The following is a 21,590-nucleotide window of genomic DNA, read 5'->3' on the forward strand; positions in this document are numbered from 1 at the left end:
CCCGTCCTGTTCTGATGCATTGAAGCCCGCCATTCTGGCGGGCTTTTTCATAAAAGTGTCATACAACCGAGCTAGTATAGCGGCAATATTTTCAGCCCACTCAGTTGTATGCGCGTATCTCACTTTAGCCGCTTATCGTCGCTTTCGCTTTCACTGGTATCGCTGTTGTTCCTTGGCTTGCTGACCTGGGGCAACATTAAGCTGGAAGAGCAAAAACAACTCGACCAACATTTCCAGCAGATTAAGCAACGGGTACAGGTGGATGTGGTTACGTCACTCAGCCAGTATCTGCAATCCGGCGATACGCTGTTGTTAAGCAACGCTGCCGAAACACTGACTGGTGTGCAACAGCAACTTGCCGAACTGGACAGTGAACGTCTTAGCCGGCTGCAGCAATCAGTGCAGGATCTCCTGCAGAAGACCAATTCTGATTACCGAGCTCTGGGTAAACTGGCTGGTTCGAAGAATGAATTGGTATTAAATGCGGAACGTTCATTGAGTAATGAGTTATCCAGTTTAATTGATTATGCAGAGTTGGGTATCGAAACACAGCCGGAAACGGCACAGCGGTACATTGCGCTGGCCAATGACGTGATGCAAGAGCTGGTTCATTTGATACATGTTCGGCAACAGTTGTCGCAGGGAGACAGTAGTGCCGAGTATCAGCCAATACTGGATAATTTGAAGCAGACCGTCGCGCAACTCGAAAACCTTCCTCTACTGGGCATTAAAGAAGAGCTACCGGACCAGTCCATGATGCTGGTGCAGCGCGAAGCGAAAGATCTCGGCATCGGTATCCTGTCCGAGCTAAACAGTTTATTAAATCGCTACCCTCGGGAACTGGCAAAAACCCAGCAACAAATCAGTGAACGTGAACAAGCGTTCGAACAATTGCGCTCCGACATTGCCGCCTTACAAACTGACGCACTCGGAGCCGAACAACAATTGGCGGAATCCTACCAACAGACATTGTTGCAGATAAAATCCGTGGTGGTCGTGCTGGTTGTGGTTTTGATCGTTTTTGCGCTGGTCAACTTTGTCCTGCTCAGCAGGATGGTGCTGGCACCGTTAAGAACACTGCGTGACGCGATGAAAAAGCTGGTTTCTGAAGGGCAAATGGAGGTTTTGCCAGGGGCTAACTCGAACACTGAAATGGGTGATATCGCGTCGAGTTTCAATGCGCTACTGGAGCTCAATGCCCGCGAAGCCGAGCAGAAGAAGGAACAAATGGGCATCGTGAAAAGCGCTCTGGAGACCATCAATGGTGAGATCCAGCAAGTCGTCGAGCGCTCCCGAGCCAGCCAGGATTCTGCCCTTAATAATCAGCAGCAACTGAGCGAGTTAGCGGAGCTGGGTAATCAGTTGCAACAGCGCTTTGATGTTCTGGCGACCAATGCCAGAGCCACTCGAACCTCGGTGCAGGACAGCGGGCAGACCACTGAGACCTTGCATCAGGCATCGAAACGGACACAACAGCTTATCGAATCCGGTTCTGACGCGGTCACCGACTTGAATCAGTCAGTGAAAGAAGTGAGCCACATCCTTACCGTCATCAGTAACATTTCTGAGCAAACCAATTTGTTGGCACTGAATGCGGCCATCGAAGCGGCGCGAGCCGGCGAGCATGGCCGTGGCTTTGCGGTGGTAGCCGATGAAGTCAGAAAGCTCGCGCAACAGACCCATGAGTCGCTCGCCGAGGTTCAGCAAATTCTTAGTCGACTGACACAGGCTTCGCGTGTACTCGGTGAAAACTACGTCGAAATTGATCGAGCGGCGGAAACACAGCAGCAACAGGTCAATCATATTGTCGGCCTGATAGAACAAACGGGTGAACAGGCGGATTCATCTTCGCAACAAGTGAGCGGGGCATTTACTCTGGTGTCGCAACAAGCGGAAAAAATGCAGGATTTTGAACATCGCATGACCGAGTTGGTAGACGGCCTTGAAGAATCCGTGCAACTGTTAACTCAGGCGACACAACAAACACGACAGCAGCAGCACAAAATTGAGCAAGTTTTTGAGCATTAACGCAGAGTTTTGTCGGCAAAACGGTTCCTTTTGACCTAAGATTTAGCTACCATTCGCGGCAGCTAAAATAGGCTAATACAAGTAAGGATCCGATATGTCGGTAAACTCATTTCTTGGGGTGTTTGCTAAGTCCCCAATAAAACCAATGATCGAGCACATGGACGAAGTTCACCGGTGCGCTGAATGGTTGAAGGAGTTTTTTAAAGCCGTTTATGCCAAAGACTGGGATGCCGCCGAGCAGGCGCGCAAGCATGTGGTTGAGCATGAACAAAAGGCAGATGAACTGAAACGCAATATTCGTTTGAACCTACCCGGTGGTTTGTTTATGCCGGTCGAACGGACCGATTTGCTCGAGCTTGTCTCGCAGCAGGATCGTATTGCGAATAAAGCAAAAGATATTTCAGGCTTAATGACCGGGCGTCAATTAGAAATCCCCGAGCCATTAATCGACGCCTTTGATGCCTACCTCAAACGTTGCCTTGACGCGACCGAAAAAGCCAAAGAAACCATTGGCGAGTTTGATGACTTGCTGGAAACCGGCTTTAAAGGTCGGGAGCGGGACTTGGTGAACAACTTTATTGCAGAACTTGATGCAATTGAAGCGGACACTGACACGCTGCAAGTTCAACTGCGCAAAGATCTGCGCAAAATTGAAACCGAAATGAACCCACTCGATGCAATGTTTTTGTATCGCATTTTGGACTGGGTGGGCGACCTTGCCGACCTCTCTGAACGTGTTGGCGCACGTTTTGAACTCATGCTGGCGCGAGTTTAAGGGAACGATTCATGGATATCATTACTTCTTATGGCATGATCCTGGTGATCATGGCGGCGGTCTTTGGCTTTTTTATGGCCTGGGGTATCGGCGCAAATGACGTAGCAAATGCAATGGGTACCTCGGTTGGCTCAAAAGCGCTGACCATCAAGCAAGCGATTCTCGTCGCCATGGTGTTTGAATTTGCAGGTGCTTATCTTGCCGGGGGTGAAGTAACCTCCACCATTCGTAAAGGCATTATTGACTCTGCCTATTTCGTTGACAGCCCCGAACTACTCGTATTCGGCATGATCTCGGCACTACTTGCCGCCGGTTTCTGGCTGCTGATCGCGTCTTACCTGGGCTGGCCGGTATCAACTACGCACTCGATCATCGGTGCCATAGTCGGCTTCTCGGCCATTGGCGTTAGCATGGATTCCGTGCAGTGGGCAAAAGTTGGCGGTGTGGTAGGCTCTTGGGTGGTAACGCCGGCGATATCAGGCTTTATTGCGTACCTCATATTTATGAGTGCGCAGAAACTGATTTTTGACCGCTCTAACCCATTAAAAATGGCGCAACGGTATGTGCCATTCTATATGGCAATGGCCGGCTTCGTGCTGTCGCTGGTTACCATCAAAAAAGGCTTAAAACACGTTGGTTTGAACTTAGGTTCAATGGAAGGTTACCTATGGGCGATTGGTATTGCCGTCGTGGTCTTCTTTATCGGTAAGTTTGCTATTTCACGGCTTAAGTTTAACCCATCCGACGACAAAGAGATGCACTACACCAACGTTGAGAAGGTGTTTGCCGTGCTGATGGTCGTGACCGCCTGTGCGATGGCCTTTGCGCATGGCTCGAATGACGTTGCAAACGCGATTGGTCCGTTGGCTGCTGTTGTCAGCATCGTTGCCAACAATGGTGAAATTTCGTCGAAAGCGGCGTTGGCCTGGTGGGTGCTTCCGGTAGGTGCCGTGGGTATCGTTGTCGGCCTGGCGATGCTGGGTAAACGTGTTATCGCGACCATTGGTCAGGGCATTACGCATCTGACGCCAAGCCGTGGTTTTGCCGCCGAGCTGGCAGCTGCGTCGACGGTGGTACTTGCCTCGGGTACTGGTTTGCCAATTTCAACCACACAGACGCTGGTTGGTGCGGTTCTTGGTGTAGGCATGGCGCGCGGTATTGCGGCGCTAAACCTTGGCGTCGTGCGCAACATCGTGGTGTCCTGGGTCGTGACGCTGCCGGCAGGCGCGATTATGTCGATTATTTTCTTCTACATTCTGAAAGCGATATTCGGTGTCGCCTAAGAGGATATGCCGTTGCTAAGCCCCGTTTTATACGGGGTTTTTTTTTACCCGAAAAAAAATCACATTCCCATCCAACTTTTTTTTGTTCATTATCGACTTTATAAACAAATCCTCGGACGCAACGACACGTGTTTAAAAAAAGCGATAAAAAACTAGCCGAACAGGCGCTCAAAGGGAGCAGTAAGGCTTGGGTAGCTCTGGTTAAACGCTATGAACAAAGAGTCTTTCATTATGGCTTGCGTATGCTGCCGAATGCAGATGATGCACTTGATTTAGTGCAGGAAACCTTTGCCAGTGTGTTTCGGAGCCTGCACAACTGGAATCAGCAGCATGCCTTCAGCGGCTGGTTGATGACCATCGCGCATCGACGTTGCGTTGAGTATTACCGCCGCCGTAAGGAGGAAGACGGCTGGGATATTGAGCAACACGATCAGGCGGACGAATCGTTGCAGGCATCGCCCGACGAAAGTGCCGACTTTGAGCAGCAGCAACAGCGCATCATACGAGCGTTGCAGCGTTTGCCGATGGAACAACGCGCGGTGGTCGAAGCAAAGTTCTTTCGCCAGTTGACGACGCGGGAAATTGCTGAACAACAGGGTGAATCAGAGAATACGGTTAAGTCTCGGCTGTATGCTGGGTTGGATAAATTAAAGGTGTACCTGGAGGATGTCTATGAACAAGCCATCGTCAAATAACAAACCAAGCTTTGAGCAGTGGCTAACCGATGCCGGCGAGCAATACCGCAGTGCGGAAAACATGCCGGAATGGGATCGCGAAGCCATTTTCCGGGCGCACTACCGGCCGACCGGCAAATTATCCTGGTGGTCTCAGCCAATGGCATTCGCATCCTTTGCCCTGTCTTGTCTGGCGGTATCGCTGGTGGTTGTGCAAAGTTACCGGGCCGATATTGATGCTCAGGTTGATGCTCGAGTGGCTGAAATTGTTGAGCAAAAGCTGAGTGTTTTCGAGGAGCAGCAGAAAATGCGACTGGCTCAGCAAAGTAAGGACTTGCGTAACGATTTTCGTGAACAGCTGTCAACGTCGACCACACAACTGGCGACTTACATCCTGGCCACCAACCGGCAGGAACGGCAGGCTGATATGGAAAACCTGGTTGAGTACGTAAACGATACTCGCGAAGAAGATATTACATTCTATGCACAGCAATTACGCCGTGTGGGAATGCAAAACCATCCACCGATGTTGGAGAATGAGTGATGAAAAAGTGGCTATTATCGCTGGCTGTAGCAAGTGCCTTTTATGGCGCAGCCGCTCAAGCGAACGAACCTTATAGTGAATTAAAAAACCAGTTAGAAATTTTTACCGGCATCATCCAGACAGCGGCTCGACAAAGCGGTGATGACGAAGCCCGTTTGTCGGACTTTCGATACACCTATGTGCGCGATCAAGGCGTGATTTACCGAGTTCGACTTGGCCAGTCTGGCTGGCGTTTCGTGGCGCCTGATGCGCCGGAGCCGCCAATGCCGCCGGAAGCCGCTGATATGGGAGAGTTTGCCCGTGATTTGCAACTGGATGTTGTGGTTGAGCAGGGATTGCGAACGGCGCACCGGATACTCAGTAAGCTTAGCGGTGAATACTCGGAGGAATGGTTTGAGTTGTCGGAAAAGCAGCGTGACCTTGCCTGGGATATTCGCGAACAGGAACGAGAGCTGCGTGATATTGAGTTCCGGCTACGTAACGCCGAAGACAGTGAAAAGGCGGAGCTGACCCGTGAGCGTAATGAGATAAAGCGGCAATTAGATGAGCTACGGGCGGAGCAGAGCGCATTGAGGGAAAAATCCGAGGCATTGAAGCAAGAATTAAAGGCTGAGCGTGAAAAAATCCGTCAACAACAGATAGAAACGCGCGATAAAGCCATTGCCAATGCTGAGCAACTGTTGTCAAAAACCCTCTGCGATTACGGCATAACACTGAAAGCACTGCCACAGGATGAGTTTGTCACCTTTATTCTGGAGGGGGCGGATAATAGTGCCGGTGAGCGTCGTCGGGATCGCGTTTATGTGTTTGCAATGGACGACATTCGCGAGTGCAGCGGTAATGACGGGGCCGCTGACTTGATTGAAGCAGCGAAGCCGTACTACTTTTAATACCGACTAACCGACCAACCCTACCGGCAGCCGTGACAGGCTGCCGAGTTTCGAGTAAAATCCGCGCACATTAGTCATTAAAGTGAATGCAGTATAATCATGACCCGGCCTGATACCTCGCTCAAAGTCAGCGATTTTAGTTTTGATTTACCGGACGAACTGATCGCGCGTTATCCTCAGCAGCAACGTAGCGCCAGTCGCCTGCTAACGGTCAACCAGCAACAACAGCGTATCGAGCATAAAATGTTTAAAGACATTGTCGCTGAGCTCGATGCCGGCGATTTGTTGGTTTTTAACGATACGCGGGTTATCCCTGCACGACTGTTGGGCGAGAAAGTTTCCGGCGGTAAGGTCGAAGTGTTGGTGGAGCGGTTGCTGGACGACCATCGCGTACTTGCCCATGTGCGCGCTAACCGTGCACCCAAACCGGGGCAGGAATTACGGTTGGAGGGTAAAGTGACGGCAACCATGGTGGCTCGTCATGATGCCCTGTTTGAATTGCGCTTTGAACACGATGAGACGGTATTGGAGTTGTTGGAGCAGTATGGCCATATGCCGCTGCCACCCTACATTGATCGTCCCGATGAGGACAGTGACAAAGAACGTTATCAGACCGTCTACAACCGTGAACCAGGAGCGGTTGCCGCGCCAACGGCGGGGCTGCACTTTGATGATGACATTTTACAGCAGTTGACCGACAAAGGCGTTGAGTTTGCTTATGTGACCCTGCACGTCGGCGCAGGTACCTTTCAGCCAGTGCGGGTAGACGACATCAAAGAGCACGTCATGCACAGCGAATACGCCAAAGTGCCTGCTGAAACGTGTGAAAAAATTAAGGCAACGAAAGCTGCCGGCAAACGTGTCGTCGCGGTTGGCACAACCTCGGTGCGGTCACTGGAATCGGCGGCTGCCCGGAGTGACGAGCTGATCGAACCGTTTTTTGACGATACTGACATTTTTATTTATCCCGGTTTTGAATTTAAAGTCATTGATGCGCTCATCACTAACTTTCATTTGCCGGAATCAACCCTAATTATGTTGGTCTCTGCCTTCGTCGGCAAAGACCTGATTATGGACGCCTATCACCAGGCTATAGCCGAAAAATACCGCTTTTTCAGTTATGGCGACGCGATGTTCCTGTCGCGCTAACGATAACGAAGCTTAGAATATGATGAAATTTGAACTTGATAAAACACATGGACGAGCTCGTCGCGGACGCATGAAGTTCGCACGCGGCACGGTAGAGACTCCGGCATTTATGCCGGTCGGCACCCTGGGTACCGTAAAGGGGATGACTCCAGAGGAAGTGAAGGAAACCGGTGCCGAAATCTGCTTGGGCAATACGTTTCACCTGATGCTTCGTCCGGGTACGTCGATCATTCAACAACACGGTGATTTGCACGACTTTATGAATTGGGATAAGCCGATTCTGACAGATTCAGGCGGTTTCCAGGTATTCAGTTTGGGCGAGTTGCGTAAAATCACCGAAGAAGGCGTAACGTTCCGCTCGCCGATTAACGGTGAGAAGATTCTGCTGACACCGGAAAAGTCAATGCAGGTTCAGCGGGAGTTAGGCTCAGATATCGTGATGATTTTTGACGAATGCACGCCTTACCCGGCAACTCAGGCGGAAGCGCGTCAATCGATGGAGTTATCGTTGCGTTGGGCTGAGCGCTCAAAGAAAGCGCACGAAGGGAATGACGCGGCGTTATTCGGCATTATCCAAGGCGGAATGTACGAGGAATTGCGGGATATCTCATTAAATGGCCTGACCGAGATTGGCTTTGATGGTTATGCTATCGGTGGACTTTCCGTCGGCGAGCCGAAAGAAGACATGATGCGCATTTTAGAACACACCACACCACAAATGCCGGTGGAAAAACCGCGTTACCTTATGGGCGTTGGTAAGCCGGAAGATTTGGTCGAAGCGGTGCGTCGTGGTGTCGATATGTTCGATTGTGTGATGCCGACACGAAATGCCCGTAACGGTCATCTTTTTATCAGCACCGGCGTGGTTAAGATTCGAAATGCGGTTCATCGTACCGACACCGGTCCTTTGGACCCGGATTGTGACTGCTATACCTGTAAGAATTATTCGCGGGCCTATTTGCACCATTTGGATCGCACCAACGAGATTCTAGGGGCGCGTCTGAATACCATTCATAATCTGCGTTTTTATCAACGCGTGATGAGTGATATGCGCCATGCGTTGGATGAGGGTACTTTCGATGAGTACGTGCAGAACTTTTATGCTGCCAGAGATCAGCAAGTACCGGTGCTTGACTGACCCAGGTGTTTTTCAACCCGGCATTGCAACTGGGTATAACGTTCTAAAGCGGGCTGTTTTTTAACAGCCCGTTTTACTTCCGACAAGGCGCGTTGAGCCCAGCGATCAGTCAAATGTTCCTGATCTTTATGTAATTTCGCTAAGTTGAAATAAATTCGTGCTCGTGTGAACGACAACAAGTGATCGTCACTGCTAATCTCTTTTCTTTCCTCAAGCTGTGCCAGGGTATCGAGCAATAGCGCTGATAACTCCGAGGTACTGAATAAACGCTGATAGCTCAGTAGAAAATCGATCAGTTGCATTATCGGACGAATGTTCGCTTCTTCGGAAACGGCAATGGCGCGGCGGTAATATTGCACGGATTTTTGTGCCTGTTTGCGCGCTTCATTATGTTTATTGTCAATCTGTAATTGTTCGGCATAAAGCGCGTAAGCCGTTGCCTGAGACATCAGTTCTTCTCGCAGTTTGATGTTCTCGGTATTGCCACGTGTCATCGTAAAATCGATGTTGTGGACAACAGTGACGGCGGCTGCAACGGCCAAACAACTTCCGGCGACAACCGCAGCGATAGGTAGCCAAGGGCGCTTAGGGTAACGGAGAGGGCCTAACGCCTCAACCAGTTGCGTTGCTGAATGAAAACGCTTGCCTGGATCGCGGGCGATACAATGCAAAATGATACGCCGCAGCGACGCGGGACATCGGTCATTGTGTTCGCGAAGCAGCTTTTCCGGATGCTTATTGGGTGCCTGACCGGTAATTAAAAAAAACAATAATGCGCCCAGGCTATAAATATCAACGCGCTCTCGCTGGCGCGGGTTGATGACATCGCCGTTGCTTTGTTCAGGTGCAGCAAACAAAGGCGTAACCCCAAAACCACGCGCACGAATCGGGTGGCTATGACGGCCGGCAATACTCATATCAATCAGTGTTGGGAAAGGTTCATCACCATCTTGTTGCTTAATAATGACATTGCCCGGATTAATGTCGTTATGAACCAGCCCTGCGGCGTGAAGCTCACTCAAGCCCTCGGCCAATTTGTGAATGATCTTAATTGCGGAGGCGGTGCTTAACTGTCCGGCCAGCTCGGTCAGCCGTGGACCTTCAATCAACTCCATAACCATGAATAGGGAAGAGTGTTCATCAACCGGCTCGCCGATATCGTATATCGAACAGATGCTGGGATGATTCACTTTGGCCAGGGCTCGGGCTTCGGCAACCAGTCTTTGGCGTGCGATAAGCGAGGGGTTGCGAATAAACTTTATCGCTACCATGCGTTGCAGCATGTCGTCCCATGCTTTAAATACAAGTCCGCTGCCGCCACCACCAAGGTATCCCTTACAGTGGTAACGATCGGCTATTCGATAAGGAAATCGAGCCTCTTCGGTTGTATTTATCGGATCCTCGGGGGCCAAAGTCGCACCTTTTTGCGTTATTTTGAGGTCATTAATCCATTTTCAGTGTACCTATATCCTCGGTTTCAGGACAAAACAAGTTGCCTTTAAGGTAGGTATTTGAACAGAGTGGCGTCAAACGACGTCAAAAAAATGTGCATAAAATCAACTATTAACATTCTGAAAAAATGCGCTATGCTGGAACCATCGCCAATCAACAACACTTACGGTATGCAAACGAGCAAGCACAAATTAATAGCCTCTGGGTACAATCAGGTGGTGGAATTACAGTGCGCATCTCAGGCCGGACACGACACGAATGGACGGTTCCATTTTACGTTGATTGGTCAGCATTATCCAGACTATCTGATTCTTGAAGTGTCACATTTATATCGCTGGCAGGACGTACTGCCGGCGTTGCGCGGCAGTGATCAACTGGTCATGCGAACCATCTCAGCGCAGGGCGAAGTTATCGTCGGCTCGGTTGACTTGATCCACGCCACCCAGTTCCCCGATAAGTTGTTGTTTGTTTCTTATCCTAAGAACTCCCAAACGAGATCGTTACGAAAGACACCACGAATGCAAATTGAAGTGCGTGGGCAATTGACACTTGAGGGTGAAAAGCAGCCGATGACTAATGGGCTGCTGCATGATATGGCGGCACATGGTTTTGGCTTTGACTGCGAAGGTGTATTACCGTGTTTTGAAGGCCAACTGCTTGGCAAAAACGCGCAATTAACGATTCAATTGTCTGATGATGAGCATGAAACACGGGCGGTGCGTATCAAGTCTGTTGAAGAAGCCGGACCTAAGCAGTGGCGTATTGGCCTGGAGTCAGTGATGAACGATGATGATCGGGTCGATCTCATGCATCGGCTGTTAATGAACTCTATCCCTGTCTTGCAACTGAAAAGCTCGGGACGATCGGAAGGATCAAATTCGGATAAGGCTTTACAAGAGTAATTTGACTCGGTACAATTCAGCACCAATTAAACCCGTAGTGGTTAATTTTTAATCAAAATAGATAATTTACCCGAGGTGATTTTTTAATGCCAGTCGTTAAAGTGAAAGAAAACGAGCCGTTTGACGTAGCTCTGCGTCGCTTCAAGCGCTCTTGTGAAAAAGCAGGTGTTCTGTCTGAAGTTCGCCGTCGTGAACATTACGAAAAGCCAACTGCAGAACGTAAGCGCAAGAAAGCAGCAGCTGTAAAGCGTCACGCTAAAAAGCTGGCTCGCGAGAACGCTCGTCGTACACGTTTGTACTAAGCTTTAGCCTCGAAGACAGGCAAAGCGAAGAGCGAAACCTTTCGCGTAATGACAATGACTTGCTAATTTAGTCTTGTTTCGAAAGCCGTGTCGGAATGCCGTCGCGGCTTTCTTGTTTTTGGTAACCCTTTCATTTAGGGGCAACAGAACTTAAGGGCGATAACGCGTATGGCAGGGCTTATCCCAAAATCATTTATTCATGATCTGCTGGATCGTGCTGATATTGTGGAAGTTGTCGACAGCCGTGTGCCGTTAAAAAAAGCCGGTAAAAATCACCAGGCCTGCTGCCCATTCCATAACGAAAAAACGCCGTCGTTTACTGTTAGTCAGGATAAGCAGTTTTACCATTGTTTTGGTTGTGGTGAGCACGGCAATGCCATCGACTTTTTAATGAACTACGATGGGCTCGACTTTCCGGATGCGGTTGAAGAGTTGGCCAGCATGCTGGGTTTAGATGTGCCTCGGGAGCAATCAAATACCACGCCGCAACAGCAACAACAGCGTCAGCAACAGCAGCGTCAGGACAGTGAGTTAATGAGTCAATGCGCGCGGTACTATCAACATCAGTTGAAACACCACGCACAGGCTGAAAAAGCCATCTCCTATTTAAAGAAACGTGGATTAACCGGCGAGATCGTCAAGAAATTTCAAATCGGTTATGCCGGCGACGAGTGGGATGGTGTGCTCAACACCTTTGGCCGCTCCGGACAACAGCGCCAACAATTGGTTGACTTAAAACTGGTGAACCGGAATGACAACGGCCGTCATTACGACTTTTTTCGTGACCGTATTATGTTTCCAATCCATGACCGGCGTGGACGAGTCGTTGGATTTGGCGGCCGGGTGATCGACAGCGATGGGCCGAAATACCTGAACTCGCCGGAAACCCGGCTGTTTCACAAAGGGCATGAACTGTACGGCTTCTGGCATTTACAACAACAGCGTAAACGCCCCGAGCAAGTTGTGATTGTTGAGGGCTACATGGATGTCGTCAGTTTAGCGCAAGCGGGTATTGATTATGCCGTCGCATCTCTGGGTACGGCAACGACCACAGAGCAACTGCAGCGTTTGTTCCGCACCACTTCCACGGTGGTATGTTGTTATGACGGCGACCGAGCTGGTCGCGACGCCGCCTGGCGGGCACTGGAAAACGCCTTGCCGCTGTTAAAAGACGGCGTTGATATGCGCTTCTTGTTTCTGGCTGACGGAGAAGATCCGGACTCGCTGGTGCAAAGCAAAGGAGCTGAGGCTTTTGAGCAACAATTAGCGCAGGCAACATCATTTATTGACTACTTTTTTGAACATTTGCTGGCTGACATCGATCCAAGTAATGACGCTGGACGTTCTCAATTATTGAGTGAAGCAAAGCCTCGTATCGAAAAAGTTGCGAGTGACTTTTATCGCGAATCACTGATGGAAAAACTCGCGAATTTGCTGCGTCGGGACCGCTCGCAACTTGAACGTTACGTGGATAAACCGAAACAGCAACGGATGACGCCGCAGGCGATGAAAATGACACCGTTACGTAAAGCCATCGCATTGCTGTTACAGTACCCGGGGCTTGGGCAAACGGTACCGGTTCGAGAAGAACTCGGGCAACTCCGTTTGAACGGTGTTGAGTTGTTTATGCAACTGCACCGGCAAACCGCGGCTCAGGCAATGACCACGGCGCAGTTGCTGGAAGCTTGGCGGGACACAGAATTTCATGGTGCCCTTGAAAAACTGGCGGTTTGGGAGCACCAATTAGATGAGGAGCAAATCAATGCAGAATTTTATGACATCTTTGTTTTTCTCATCGATCAGTACGTTGAGCAACGTGCGAACGACTTGCTACGAAAAGAGCAAACACATCAGCTAAATAGAGCTGAGAAGCAGGAATATTTGATGCTATTACAGCATCTGAGGAAAAAGCAGTGACAGGCCGGAAGTGAGTGTTTTGCTGGCCTAAAAGGCAGCAATCTGTTATACTTTCTGGTCATTTTGGGTATTCTCACTGATTTTTCATTGTTATCTCATTGTCAGTTATTGGGTGGAACGTCTGTATGCAGCAGAGTCGGCAATCGCAACTTAAAGTCCTTATTGCGAAAGGCAAAGAACAAGGGTTTTTAACATTCGCTGAGGTTAATGACCATTTACCTCAGGAAATTGTTGATTCCGATCAGATAGAAGATATTATTCGCATGATCAATGACATGGGTATTCGCGTGTTCGAGAGCGCGCCGGATGCCGATGACTTGATGATGGCGGAAAGTGCTGCGGACGAAGATGCCGCAGAAGAAGCCGCACAAGCACTTGCAACGGTTGACAGTGAAATTGGTCGCACGACCGATCCGGTGCGCATGTATATGCGTGAGATGGGTACCGTTGAGCTGTTAACACGCGAAGGCGAAATCGACATTGCCAAGCGTATTGAAGAAGGCATCAACCAGGTACAGTGCTCTGTTGCTGAATACCCGGAAGCGATTAACTTCCTGCTTGAACAATGGGATTCCTACGAAGCCGAAGAGCTTCGCCTGACCGATATCATTGTTGGCTTTATCGACCCCGATGAAGTGGACGAGGCACCGGTTAGCGCCACGCACGTCGGTTCTGAACTTTCAGAAGAAGAGCTGGAAGAAGAAGACGATGATGACGATGACAGCGAAGACGAAGAAGAAGCCGATACTGGCATCGATCCTGAGTTTGCCCGCGCAAAATTCACTGAGCTACGTGAACAGTACGAAGTGACCCGTCAGGCCATCATTGATAATGGCCGTGACCACCCGAAAGCGCGCGCTGAAATTGATAAATTGAGCGAGCTGTTTAAGCAGTTCCGGTTAGTGCCAAAGCAGTTTGATCGTCTGGTTAAAGACATGCGTGACATGATGCATCGTGTCCGCGTGCAAGAGCGCCTGGTGATGAAAGCTTGTGTGGAACAGGCTGGCATGCCAAAACGCGCGTTCATGAAAGCATTCTCTGGTAACGAGAACTCAATGGCCTGGGTCGACGAGCACATCAACGCCGGTGAAGGTTATTCTGAAGGTTTGCGTGAGATTCGTGGCGATATCGAACGTAGTGTCACCAAACTGCTTGAAGTGGAACGTGAAACCGGGCTAACCATTGCCAAGGTAAAAGACATTAACCGCCGCATGTCGATTGGCGAAGCGAAAGCGCGCCGGGCCAAAAAAGAAATGGTCGAAGCGAACCTGCGTCTGGTTATTTCAATTGCTAAAAAGTACACCAACCGTGGTCTGCAATTCCTGGATCTGATTCAGGAAGGTAACATCGGCCTGATGAAAGCGGTGGATAAGTTCGAGTACCGTCGTGGTTACAAGTTCTCAACCTACGCAACGTGGTGGATCCGGCAGGCGATCACACGTTCGATCGCGGATCAGGCGCGTACCATTCGTATCCCGGTGCACATGATCGAAACGATCAATAAGCTGAATCGCATCTCACGTCAGATGTTGCAGGAAATGGGTCGGGAGCCGCTGCCGGAAGAGCTGGCAGAACGAATGATGATGCCGGAAGATAAAATTCGCAAAGTGCTTAAAATTGCGAAAGAGCCGATTTCGATGGAAACGCCGATTGGTGACGACGAAGATTCGCATCTGGGTGACTTCATTGAAGACAATACGCTGGATCTACCGATTGACTCAGCGACCTCGGAAAGCTTGCGCAATTCGGTTCGTGAAGTGCTTGGCGGGTTGACCGCGCGTGAAGCGAAAGTGTTGCGTATGCGCTTCGGTATTGATATGAATACGGACCACACATTAGAAGAAGTGGGTAAGCAGTTTGACGTAACAAGGGAACGAATTCGTCAAATTGAAGCCAAAGCATTACGTAAATTGCGTCATCCAAGTCGCTCTGAACAACTGAAGTCGTTCCTGGACGAGTAATAAGGTCTGCGATTTACGTTCTTAGGCCAGATGCGTTAATCTGGCCAAACTAGGAAGATAAGCTCAGGAGGCACTATGGGAAATAGCCGCAACAACTGGCCAAAACGGATTATTGATTCGCACCTGCATATTTATGACGATCAATTTCCGTTGATTGAAAACCAAGGGCATATCCCAGAGCCTTTTTACATTGACGATTACCGTAAGCTTGTTACCGGTATGCCAATTGAAGGCGGTGTTATTGTTTCTGGCTCATTTCAGGGCTTCGAACAACGCTACCTTAAAGCGGCACTGGAAAACTTGGGCGACAACTATGTTGGCGTGACTCAGTTACCCGGTAGCGTCAGTGATGAAAAGATTCAACAGCTGAATGAGCACCGTATTCGCGGTGTGCGAGTTAACCTTAAGCGCGGTGTGCACCGTGATATTGAAGGTATCGTTGAATTTGGTCAGCGCATCTGGGATCTGGCCGGTTGGCACTTAGAAATATACGTCGATAGCCGAGAGCTAGACGATATGGTGCCGACCTTACTGAAGCTGCCTAAGCTCAGCGTTGATCACCTGGGTATGGCAAAATCAGGCTTGTCGCAAGTGCGCCGCCTGGCCGAAGGTGGGGTAAAGATTAAGGCCAGTGGCTTTGGTCGTACCGAAGTGAATGTCTCGGATGCAATGAAAACGCTTTATAAAGCCAACCCTGACTGCTTAATGTTTGGCACCGACTTGCCAGGCACGCGCAGTAACCGCTCTTTTGAACCAAGTGATATCGATACCATGATTGAAGCCTTGGATGATGAACAAGCGATCGATAAAGTTTTCTATGAAAATGCGCGAGAGTTTTATAAGCTCCCGTAACGGTCTGTCTTAATTAAAGCGTGGTTATTGGGTGTACTCTCTGTCTTCCCATTCAAAACTGAATCGATGGATGGCGATGATTTTCATCGCCATTGCCGTTTCTGGTTTTGTATTTACCCTTTGGCAATCGGCCCAACAAACGGTTTCTCAGCAAACTGCGCTACTCAGTAAAAATTGTGAGCAATTGCAGACCGACATCCAACAGCTTTTCCCCCGTAATGAGCAGAAGCAAGTTCGCGTTGGCAATCCCGACTTACTGCAGCAACAAATCAACCGCGTAACGGCCAATTTACCGGGCGTTGAAGGCGGCTTTTGGCATATTCATACCAACTTTTTCGGCTATGCCTTCCCCACCTATCTTGGCAGCGACATTAAAACGGATGTACCCAACGCCGAAAAAACCTTGCTGAGCTCGTTGTCTCAGCGCGCCCTTGAACAGGACCAGTTAGTCGAAGCGGTGCAACGTAATGCCGATAGTGCGCTGATAGCAGTGGCCTGCCCGATAACAACACACGAAGGACTCAGTGCCTGGTTAATGCAGCGCGCCAGTCTGGTTCCTGTTCACAATACGATAACGATCGGCGTGTTGTTTGTATTGCTGGGTGTGTTGGCGATTATAATGCTGGCGCAGACCATAAAATTTGAGCGGCGTTGGTATCTCGAGCGCGATCGTTTGGTTAAGCAGGGCGAAGATGAGTCGAAACCGGTGCCGGTAACGTCCGATATTAACGAAATACAACCGTTATTGATGTTGTTGTATCAAGCACGGCAGAAAAACATCAACCTGGAGCGAAACATAACGGCGCTCGAGGCCAAATTGAGTCGAAACCAGGAGTTGTCGCATATCGCGCGGTTATCCTCGTCGTTGGCTAGAGACCTGGTGCTACGGGTCGAACAGTGGAAACTGAGCGTCCAGCAACTGCTATCGGAAAAGCAGTCAATCGACAACGACCAGTTGGACGTATTGCTCGAGGACTTGCAGCGGATAGAAAACCTGGTGGTAGGGTTTGAAAATCTCGATACCCGGAATCCGGGCCGCGATGGTAACGAAACCCTGACGCTACAACCATGGCTAGAGCAAATTATTACCTTCCATCAGCAACGTACCGCCAACGACGGCCAGACGTTAACCGCGATTTGTCCTGAGCCGCTGACGCTGACAAGCAACAGCTTGTTGGTGCGTTTCGCGCTCGACACATTGATAGCCCACGCCCTCAATTTTGGTCCTAATAAGGGAGAAGTGCTGATCAAAGCCAGTGGCGACGAGCACGAGGTAGTGATTGAAGTCATCGATGAGTTTGAAGGATTATCCTCGCAAGACGAGCGCAGACTGTTCCGGCAGGACGATGTCTTGCCTCAGCACTATGGTAATGGCCTGAAGCTGGCACGCGATGCCGTGCAAGCCATTGGTGGTGACGTGAGTTATCAATCCGATGGCGCAAACTCACGATTTATCATGCAGATACCCATGACAAGCGAGTAAAAAGTTCGTATAATCTGCGCCGCTTAAACGCATTCCATCCTGATATGGCCCCTTAGCTCAGTGGTTAGAGCACCCGACTCATAATCGGTTGGTCCCCAGTTCAAATCTGGGAGGGGCCACCATATTTAAAGGCTTTCAGTGTTAGCTGCCACTAACCAAAATTGGTTGGTGCTACCTCTGTGCTACTATACATTTACTACTTTGATTTAAGCAGACTTTAAATAGTATACTGAAGTTAATTAATAAAATACTTTCTATATAAAATATTTATTTATCATATAGTTAAGGCTTACTCATGACAAAATTATTAGAAGCAGATATAAAGTCTTTGACTATTACCGAACTGTCGAAACGTGGGTTTTTAGATAGTAGCTCTTTACTAATGAATGAACTTACAGTTGGTAATTTTGATCGCCGAGTTGACCTAGCTTTCACAAATAAAGACAGGCTAATTGCTATTGAGATAAAGAGTGAAGCAGACTCGCTTCAACGACTAGAAGGCCAAATAGAAACGTATGCTCAGTATTTCGATAAGGTGATTGTAGTGGTTGCACCAAAGTTTGTATCGAAACTTAAATGCTCGACTCCTTCATGGCTTGGCATATGGGAAATTTCGAATGATGGACTCCGGGTTCATAGAAAAGGTAGATATCGAAATAAGGTTTCTAAAAGTAATCTCATCGATTTTTTAGACGTAGTAGATCTTAAAAAACTCTCAAATAAATTTAAAATAAAATGTGGTAATACTAGATACTCTCTCGAAGAAAATATCTCGAATTTGCCACAACGAGAACTGAGAAGAGCTGTACTGGCATCGCTAGAGAGAAAGTTTAGAGATGTTACAGAGCGCTTTTTCGATGGATTTAGTAAAGCTCAAAAAAACGGCCAAGACCTCAAACTCCTGAGTAGATTTCTTGCCCAAAAGGAACTTGCTTTGGAGAAAAGAAAAAGCAATCGGTATTTTTGGGCTAACCTTGATAGTTATCTTGAAAGCCTTAGAGAATATGCAGATGAAAAGCCGTTTGATGCTAATCAACCCAGTCGTCATCTGTGTCCTGAGCATCATCTATATTATCGTAATAAAGCTGAGTATGAAGATGTTTGTTAATTCTTACTGCCGTGGCTTTCTGCGGTGAATCAATACCAAAGTCATCACCTTTAGCAGTAACTTCAACCAAGTAATTGGAGTATAGAGCTAATTCCGGTTCCCAATATTCTTGTTTCATGATTTCACAAGCTATTTCGGTGTAAAGAAGCTTTCTTTCTGTTTTGTGTTGGTTCCTCTTCTCCTCAGGATCAAGTCCGTGAGTATCAGTTGCAAGCTCCCTTCTTATAAAATGCCACTCATTTCTGCAAGCATAATCAATCCTTGGTGGAGGGAAGCCCGAGCCGCCGCTTTGCTTTTCTGCTCTCGCACTACCTCTATCCGAATAAATTAAATCAAGCTCGGGAGCCTCAAGTCTTATTTTGTCAAATATGGCTCTTTCGTGAATGGAAATACAACCTTTGTAGTAGCCTCCAAATGAGTCGGGAAATGATGTCGATGATAGTGAAAGACGTGCATTTGGTATTAGCCCTTGGATCAATAATAGTAGCTCTTTTATTTTGCCATAAGACTCAACGTCTGCTCTGGTTATTTGTTCAAGATCTAAGATTACTAGTAAGTTTCTTGCCTTTCTTAAGGACGGAGTGATTTTTTCTAGTGATGCAGCTTGTATGTCAATCGGAGAGAGAATTACGACAATGCCACGGCCTAGGGAGTCAAGGGTATTCAGCTGTTCGTCAAACTCTGCTAGCTCCTGCAGTTGTAGGCAGGGAATGATGAACTTATTTTCAGCGACAAATCGACACCAATTTTTATAGCCATTCCTGGGATCTATTAGCTTAGTAATTTCATGGTGTACTTCTCTATATTTTTTGTCATCCCTTGCAATTAAATCGTTTCTGTCAATGTCAGCTATCCAATAATTGTTTTCCCCCAACGAGCTTTGAATTCGCTCTAACGAGCTATTTAACTTGTTAGCAGATGCCCACGATTTTATTGGAAAAACTGGAAGGATTAGGTTCTTATCCTTTGAAGGAAGCTCTCTTAAAGCTGTAGTCTCCGCAGGACTTACAGAGAGAATCGGGCAATATTGATATCTGAACTTCTCATCGATCATTTTAAAATCCTTTTTTACCCAATCTAATTTCCATTGCTGGGATTGATAATTTTGATAATTTAGCTAGATATTCTATCTTTTCTTCGATACGAATGTTTTCAGAAAAATCCACCGCTTCAATTAAAGTAAATGGCATGACGATATCAGCGGCCAAACGATTGGCTTCTGCTTCTAGTGCATTTGATAGTGATGATCGAAAAAGCATGGTATCTACGATTCCATCGCCGATTTTATCTCGGTGAAGCAGAAAATGCGCTAACTCATGCGCTAGTGTGAATCGCTGTCGCTCTTCTGTATCGTGACGGTTTATTTTGACAACTACTTCGCCGTTAGTTTCTTTTATTTCCCCTGAAATTCCTGGCTTTAAGGTGGATCTTTTTACTATTATCCCAAAGTCGCGTGCAATTGCCCCGACCTTCACCGGAAAGTTATCATGATGTTTAGTTATTATTGCTTCTTGCTCTTGGGATAATCTAGCCCACTCGTTACTAACTTTCATTGTCATCATCCGGATTTTCTGGGAAGTCATTGGCTGATAGAACATCTCTGTATATTGTTCTTTCTACGGCTCGAGAAATGATATCGTTAAACTCACCCTTTTCTATTCTTGATGCGATTACGCTATTAGACTGCTTTATAGCACTTTCTACTGCGCCAGATTTTATATTTCTATAGCCCCAGAGTGCTAGGATACCAAGAATAAAACTTAGTCCTGTAAAAACCAAACTAGCCGCTACAAGTAATATTCCAATCCAGTCATTGTGGTTTTCGTTAACTTTTACTAAATTTGACACATATCGCAGTTCGTTAAGTTGATGCTTGAGGGTTCTTAATTCTTCAGCTAGGACGCTATAATTGAGAGCGGGGGGTTCGGTGCTCTGTTGCTGCTGTTTTTCAATTAATCCTGACTCAAGTTTATCTAGAAGCTTGTTATATTTTAGTTGTAATAGCGCAATCTTACCATTTAGTGCTTCTACGGAATCTCCTTCGCCTTCACTCTTGGATTGAATAAGCTTAGCTTCTTCTCGGTTAACTTCTCCTGTCTTAGTAGGATGTTCTTGAGAATAGGCGTTAAAAGCTAATGCAAACAATAGTGCTATGACTAGCGCTCTCATTTAGATTCCTTTCTGGGCTAATTATAATAAACGATACTATTACCTAATATTCTTTGAAGCAACTTTAAGCTCAAAAGTCGTCCCTACTCGAAGAAAGTAGGGACGACTCGCAGAGTCGCCCGTCGAGGCCGCTGCTCATGATGCCTCGACCTCCAATCCGCCTGAAAAATCTTTAGGGCCAGAAGAGGGATGAAGATTTGGGGGAGTGAAAAAAAGCGGTTGTAATCTTTGATCATTGTGGTAATTTTAAACGCAAGATAGCTCGAAGTGAGCATCAAGAAAAAGGGCGTACTCACTGCCCGCAACACGTTCCCGAGGAGCTGCATTCGCAGCATTATGGGTCAATCGACCACCCCACTATAAACACCTGCATAACCACAGTAGCCCGTGCTGTATTTCAACAGAAATCATGCGGCTCAGCTTTGTTGCTTTAGACCAGTTAGCCTTCATGTCTTAGGACAATATGTTCGGTTACGTACCGCTCATATGGCTTTAAAACTTACCTATTTTGGCGTTTCGCCCCCTGGTCTTCGGTTTGGTGATTTTCTCCATATTTTCAAATTCAATTTTAAATTTATGAGGAACGTGAAATGAGCCAATTAGGATATCGTCTTCATCAAATGGTGAACGACACACATCGAGAAAGTAGTTTTAGCACCCGCGCTACCCGCAGCAAAGTTTTAAACCTTGCCGCCAAACAGCTTTTGAAAAACGGTTACAGGTTAAGAGATCCGTCAGGTTTGAAAACCAAACATGTGAATTATCTTGTGCATCGCTGGCAAGATGAGGGCCTCGCAGCAAAAACGATTTGATCAAGCTTTCTCTGCGCTTGCAACACCCTTACTCATGCGCTTTTGGAAGCGTTGAATATCGCCGATTTCAAATAACATGGTCAGCGCGAGTATGCGACCGATATTTTGGACTGTTTTTTACCAGATAAAAGTAGGCGGGTTTGGCCTATTG

The 21,590-nt window shown here is 47.9% G+C and carries 20 protein-coding genes and 1 tRNA gene; 17 read left to right on the forward strand and 4 right to left on the reverse strand.

Translation table 11 applies throughout. The features are described 5' to 3' along the window. The first annotated feature begins 108 nt into the window (after positions 1–108). The 8 genes from CWE23_RS09830 to tgt all read left to right on the forward strand — a co-directional run bounded on the left by CWE23_RS09830 (position 109) and on the right by tgt (position 8,481). Positions 109–2,028 carry a methyl-accepting chemotaxis protein gene (locus CWE23_RS09830; protein WP_126820144.1) on the forward strand — a complete coding sequence of 640 codons (1,920 nt, stop codon included), beginning with the start codon at positions 109–111 and terminating at the stop codon, positions 2,026–2,028. 94 nt (positions 2,029–2,122) lie between these two features. Next, positions 2,123–2,803, forward strand: coding sequence for a TIGR00153 family protein (locus CWE23_RS09835; RefSeq protein ID WP_105307275.1), 681 nt, complete (start codon positions 2,123–2,125; stop codon positions 2,801–2,803). A gap of 11 nt (positions 2,804–2,814) precedes the next feature. Next, on the forward strand, positions 2,815–4,086 hold the full coding sequence (locus CWE23_RS09840; RefSeq protein WP_105307274.1) for an inorganic phosphate transporter: 1,272 nt from the start codon (positions 2,815–2,817) through the stop codon (positions 4,084–4,086). A 128-nt stretch (positions 4,087–4,214) separates the two neighbouring features. Then, positions 4,215–4,781, forward strand: coding sequence for an RNA polymerase sigma factor (locus tag CWE23_RS09845; RefSeq protein ID WP_105307273.1), 567 nt, complete (start codon positions 4,215–4,217; stop codon positions 4,779–4,781). Next, positions 4,759–5,304: a hypothetical protein gene (locus tag CWE23_RS09850; RefSeq protein WP_105307272.1), complete on the forward strand. Its 546-nt coding sequence runs from the start codon at positions 4,759–4,761 to the stop codon at positions 5,302–5,304. The genes CWE23_RS09845 and CWE23_RS09850 overlap by 23 nt, the downstream gene beginning before the upstream one ends. After that, entirely contained in the window at positions 5,304–6,194 is an 891-nt protein-coding gene (locus tag CWE23_RS09855; RefSeq protein WP_126820145.1) for a hypothetical protein, read from the forward strand. The genes CWE23_RS09850 and CWE23_RS09855 overlap by 1 nt, the downstream gene beginning before the upstream one ends. Positions 6,195–6,293: 99 nt before the next feature. Further along, positions 6,294–7,343 (forward strand): tRNA preQ1(34) S-adenosylmethionine ribosyltransferase-isomerase QueA, encoded by a 1,050-nt coding sequence (gene queA, locus CWE23_RS09860; RefSeq protein ID WP_105307270.1) that lies wholly within the window; start codon positions 6,294–6,296, stop codon positions 7,341–7,343. 22 nt (positions 7,344–7,365) lie between these two features. Further along, positions 7,366–8,481, forward strand: a complete 1,116-nt coding sequence (tgt, locus tag CWE23_RS09865; RefSeq protein ID WP_105307815.1) for a tRNA guanosine(34) transglycosylase Tgt — start codon at positions 7,366–7,368, stop codon at positions 8,479–8,481. On the opposite strand, the gene CWE23_RS09870 is transcribed toward tgt, so the two are convergent. After that, a complete protein-coding gene (locus CWE23_RS09870; RefSeq protein ID WP_157982924.1) occupies positions 8,457–9,893 on the reverse strand; it encodes a serine/threonine-protein kinase in 1,437 nt (478 codons plus the stop codon). The two genes, tgt and CWE23_RS09870, sit on opposite strands and share 25 nt — an antisense overlap. Positions 9,894–10,103: 210 nt before the next feature. On the opposite strand from CWE23_RS09870, the gene CWE23_RS09875 reads away from it, so the two are divergent. From CWE23_RS09875 to CWE23_RS09910, 8 genes are all read left to right on the forward strand, one after another. Further along, entirely contained in the window at positions 10,104–10,835 is a 732-nt protein-coding gene (locus tag CWE23_RS09875; RefSeq protein WP_206750261.1) for a hypothetical protein, read from the forward strand. Between the two features lie 86 nt (positions 10,836–10,921). Beyond that, the gene (rpsU, locus tag CWE23_RS09880) at positions 10,922–11,137 is read left to right on the forward strand and encodes a 30S ribosomal protein S21 (RefSeq protein WP_006954239.1); all 216 of its coding nucleotides are present in this window, start codon (positions 10,922–10,924) and stop codon (positions 11,135–11,137) included. Positions 11,138–11,305: 168 nt separating this feature from the next. Beyond that, positions 11,306–13,054, forward strand: coding sequence for a DNA primase (dnaG, locus tag CWE23_RS09885; protein WP_105307267.1), 1,749 nt, complete (start codon positions 11,306–11,308; stop codon positions 13,052–13,054). A 125-nt stretch (positions 13,055–13,179) separates the two neighbouring features. Continuing rightward, positions 13,180–15,015, forward strand: a complete 1,836-nt coding sequence (gene rpoD / locus CWE23_RS09890) for an RNA polymerase sigma factor RpoD (RefSeq protein WP_105307266.1) — start codon at positions 13,180–13,182, stop codon at positions 15,013–15,015. A gap of 75 nt (positions 15,016–15,090) precedes the next feature. Next, on the forward strand, positions 15,091–15,867 hold the full coding sequence (locus CWE23_RS09895) for an amidohydrolase family protein (protein ID WP_105307265.1): 777 nt from the start codon (positions 15,091–15,093) through the stop codon (positions 15,865–15,867). A 70-nt stretch (positions 15,868–15,937) separates the two neighbouring features. Continuing rightward, positions 15,938–17,350 (forward strand): sensor histidine kinase, encoded by a 1,413-nt coding sequence (locus CWE23_RS09900; RefSeq protein ID WP_126820148.1) that lies wholly within the window; start codon positions 15,938–15,940, stop codon positions 17,348–17,350. 46 nt (positions 17,351–17,396) lie between these two features. Then, a tRNA-Ile gene (locus tag CWE23_RS09905) sits at positions 17,397–17,472 on the forward strand. A 173-nt stretch (positions 17,473–17,645) separates the two neighbouring features. Next, the gene (locus tag CWE23_RS09910) at positions 17,646–18,458 is read left to right on the forward strand and encodes a sce7726 family protein (protein ID WP_126820149.1); all 813 of its coding nucleotides are present in this window, start codon (positions 17,646–17,648) and stop codon (positions 18,456–18,458) included. On the opposite strand, the gene CWE23_RS09915 is transcribed toward CWE23_RS09910, so the two are convergent. The 3 genes from CWE23_RS09915 to CWE23_RS09925 are packed head-to-tail and all read right to left on the reverse strand — an operon-like array spanning position 18,379 to position 20,627. Further along, the gene (locus tag CWE23_RS09915; protein WP_126820150.1) at positions 18,379–19,512 is read right to left on the reverse strand and encodes a beta family protein; all 1,134 of its coding nucleotides are present in this window, start codon (positions 19,510–19,512) and stop codon (positions 18,379–18,381) included. The genes CWE23_RS09910 and CWE23_RS09915 overlap by 80 nt on opposite strands. A gap of 1 nt (position 19,513) precedes the next feature. Beyond that, positions 19,514–20,011 carry an ImmA/IrrE family metallo-endopeptidase gene (locus CWE23_RS09920; protein WP_126820151.1) on the reverse strand — a complete coding sequence of 166 codons (498 nt, stop codon included), beginning with the start codon at positions 20,009–20,011 and terminating at the stop codon, positions 19,514–19,516. Then, positions 20,001–20,627 carry a hypothetical protein gene (locus tag CWE23_RS09925; RefSeq protein WP_126820152.1) on the reverse strand — a complete coding sequence of 209 codons (627 nt, stop codon included), beginning with the start codon at positions 20,625–20,627 and terminating at the stop codon, positions 20,001–20,003. The genes CWE23_RS09920 and CWE23_RS09925 overlap by 11 nt, the downstream gene beginning before the upstream one ends. A 590-nt stretch (positions 20,628–21,217) precedes the next feature. Between CWE23_RS09925 and CWE23_RS09935 the strand changes: the two genes are divergently transcribed. After that, positions 21,218–21,439 carry a phage integrase N-terminal domain-containing protein gene (locus CWE23_RS09935; RefSeq protein ID WP_241970613.1) on the forward strand — a complete coding sequence of 74 codons (222 nt, stop codon included), beginning with the start codon at positions 21,218–21,220 and terminating at the stop codon, positions 21,437–21,439. Positions 21,440–21,590 lie beyond the last annotated feature (151 nt).

It is taken from the genome of Idiomarina aquatica, assembly GCF_003987185.1.
Classification (GTDB): Bacteria; Pseudomonadota; Gammaproteobacteria; order Enterobacterales; family Alteromonadaceae; genus Idiomarina; species Idiomarina aquatica.

Coding starts and splice junctions, on each gene's coding strand:
- CWE23_RS09830 (WP_126820144.1), top strand. CDS start 109: ATGCGCGTATCTCACTTTAGCCGCTTATCGTCGCTTTCGCTTTCACTG.
- CWE23_RS09835 (WP_105307275.1), top strand. CDS start 2,123: ATGTCGGTAAACTCATTTCTTGGGGTGTTTGCTAAGTCCCCAATAAAA.
- CWE23_RS09840 (WP_105307274.1), top strand. CDS start 2,815: ATGGATATCATTACTTCTTATGGCATGATCCTGGTGATCATGGCGGCG.
- CWE23_RS09850 (WP_105307272.1), top strand. CDS start 4,759: ATGAACAAGCCATCGTCAAATAACAAACCAAGCTTTGAGCAGTGGCTA.
- CWE23_RS09855 (WP_126820145.1), top strand. CDS start 5,304: ATGAAAAAGTGGCTATTATCGCTGGCTGTAGCAAGTGCCTTTTATGGC.
- queA (WP_105307270.1), top strand. CDS start 6,294: ATGACCCGGCCTGATACCTCGCTCAAAGTCAGCGATTTTAGTTTTGAT.
- tgt (WP_105307815.1), top strand. CDS start 7,366: ATGAAATTTGAACTTGATAAAACACATGGACGAGCTCGTCGCGGACGC.
- CWE23_RS09875 (WP_206750261.1), top strand. CDS start 10,104: ATGCAAACGAGCAAGCACAAATTAATAGCCTCTGGGTACAATCAGGTG.
- rpsU (WP_006954239.1), top strand. CDS start 10,922: ATGCCAGTCGTTAAAGTGAAAGAAAACGAGCCGTTTGACGTAGCTCTG.
- dnaG (WP_105307267.1), top strand. CDS start 11,306: ATGGCAGGGCTTATCCCAAAATCATTTATTCATGATCTGCTGGATCGT.
- rpoD (WP_105307266.1), top strand. CDS start 13,180: ATGCAGCAGAGTCGGCAATCGCAACTTAAAGTCCTTATTGCGAAAGGC.
- CWE23_RS09895 (WP_105307265.1), top strand. CDS start 15,091: ATGGGAAATAGCCGCAACAACTGGCCAAAACGGATTATTGATTCGCAC.
- CWE23_RS09900 (WP_126820148.1), top strand. CDS start 15,938: ATGGCGATGATTTTCATCGCCATTGCCGTTTCTGGTTTTGTATTTACC.
- CWE23_RS09910 (WP_126820149.1), top strand. CDS start 17,646: ATGACAAAATTATTAGAAGCAGATATAAAGTCTTTGACTATTACCGAA.
- CWE23_RS09915 (WP_126820150.1), bottom strand. CDS start 19,512: ATGATCGATGAGAAGTTCAGATATCAATATTGCCCGATTCTCTCTGTA.
- CWE23_RS09920 (WP_126820151.1), bottom strand. CDS start 20,011: ATGAAAGTTAGTAACGAGTGGGCTAGATTATCCCAAGAGCAAGAAGCA.
- CWE23_RS09925 (WP_126820152.1), bottom strand. CDS start 20,627: ATGAGAGCGCTAGTCATAGCACTATTGTTTGCATTAGCTTTTAACGCC.
- CWE23_RS09935 (WP_241970613.1), top strand. CDS start 21,218: ATGAGCCAATTAGGATATCGTCTTCATCAAATGGTGAACGACACACAT.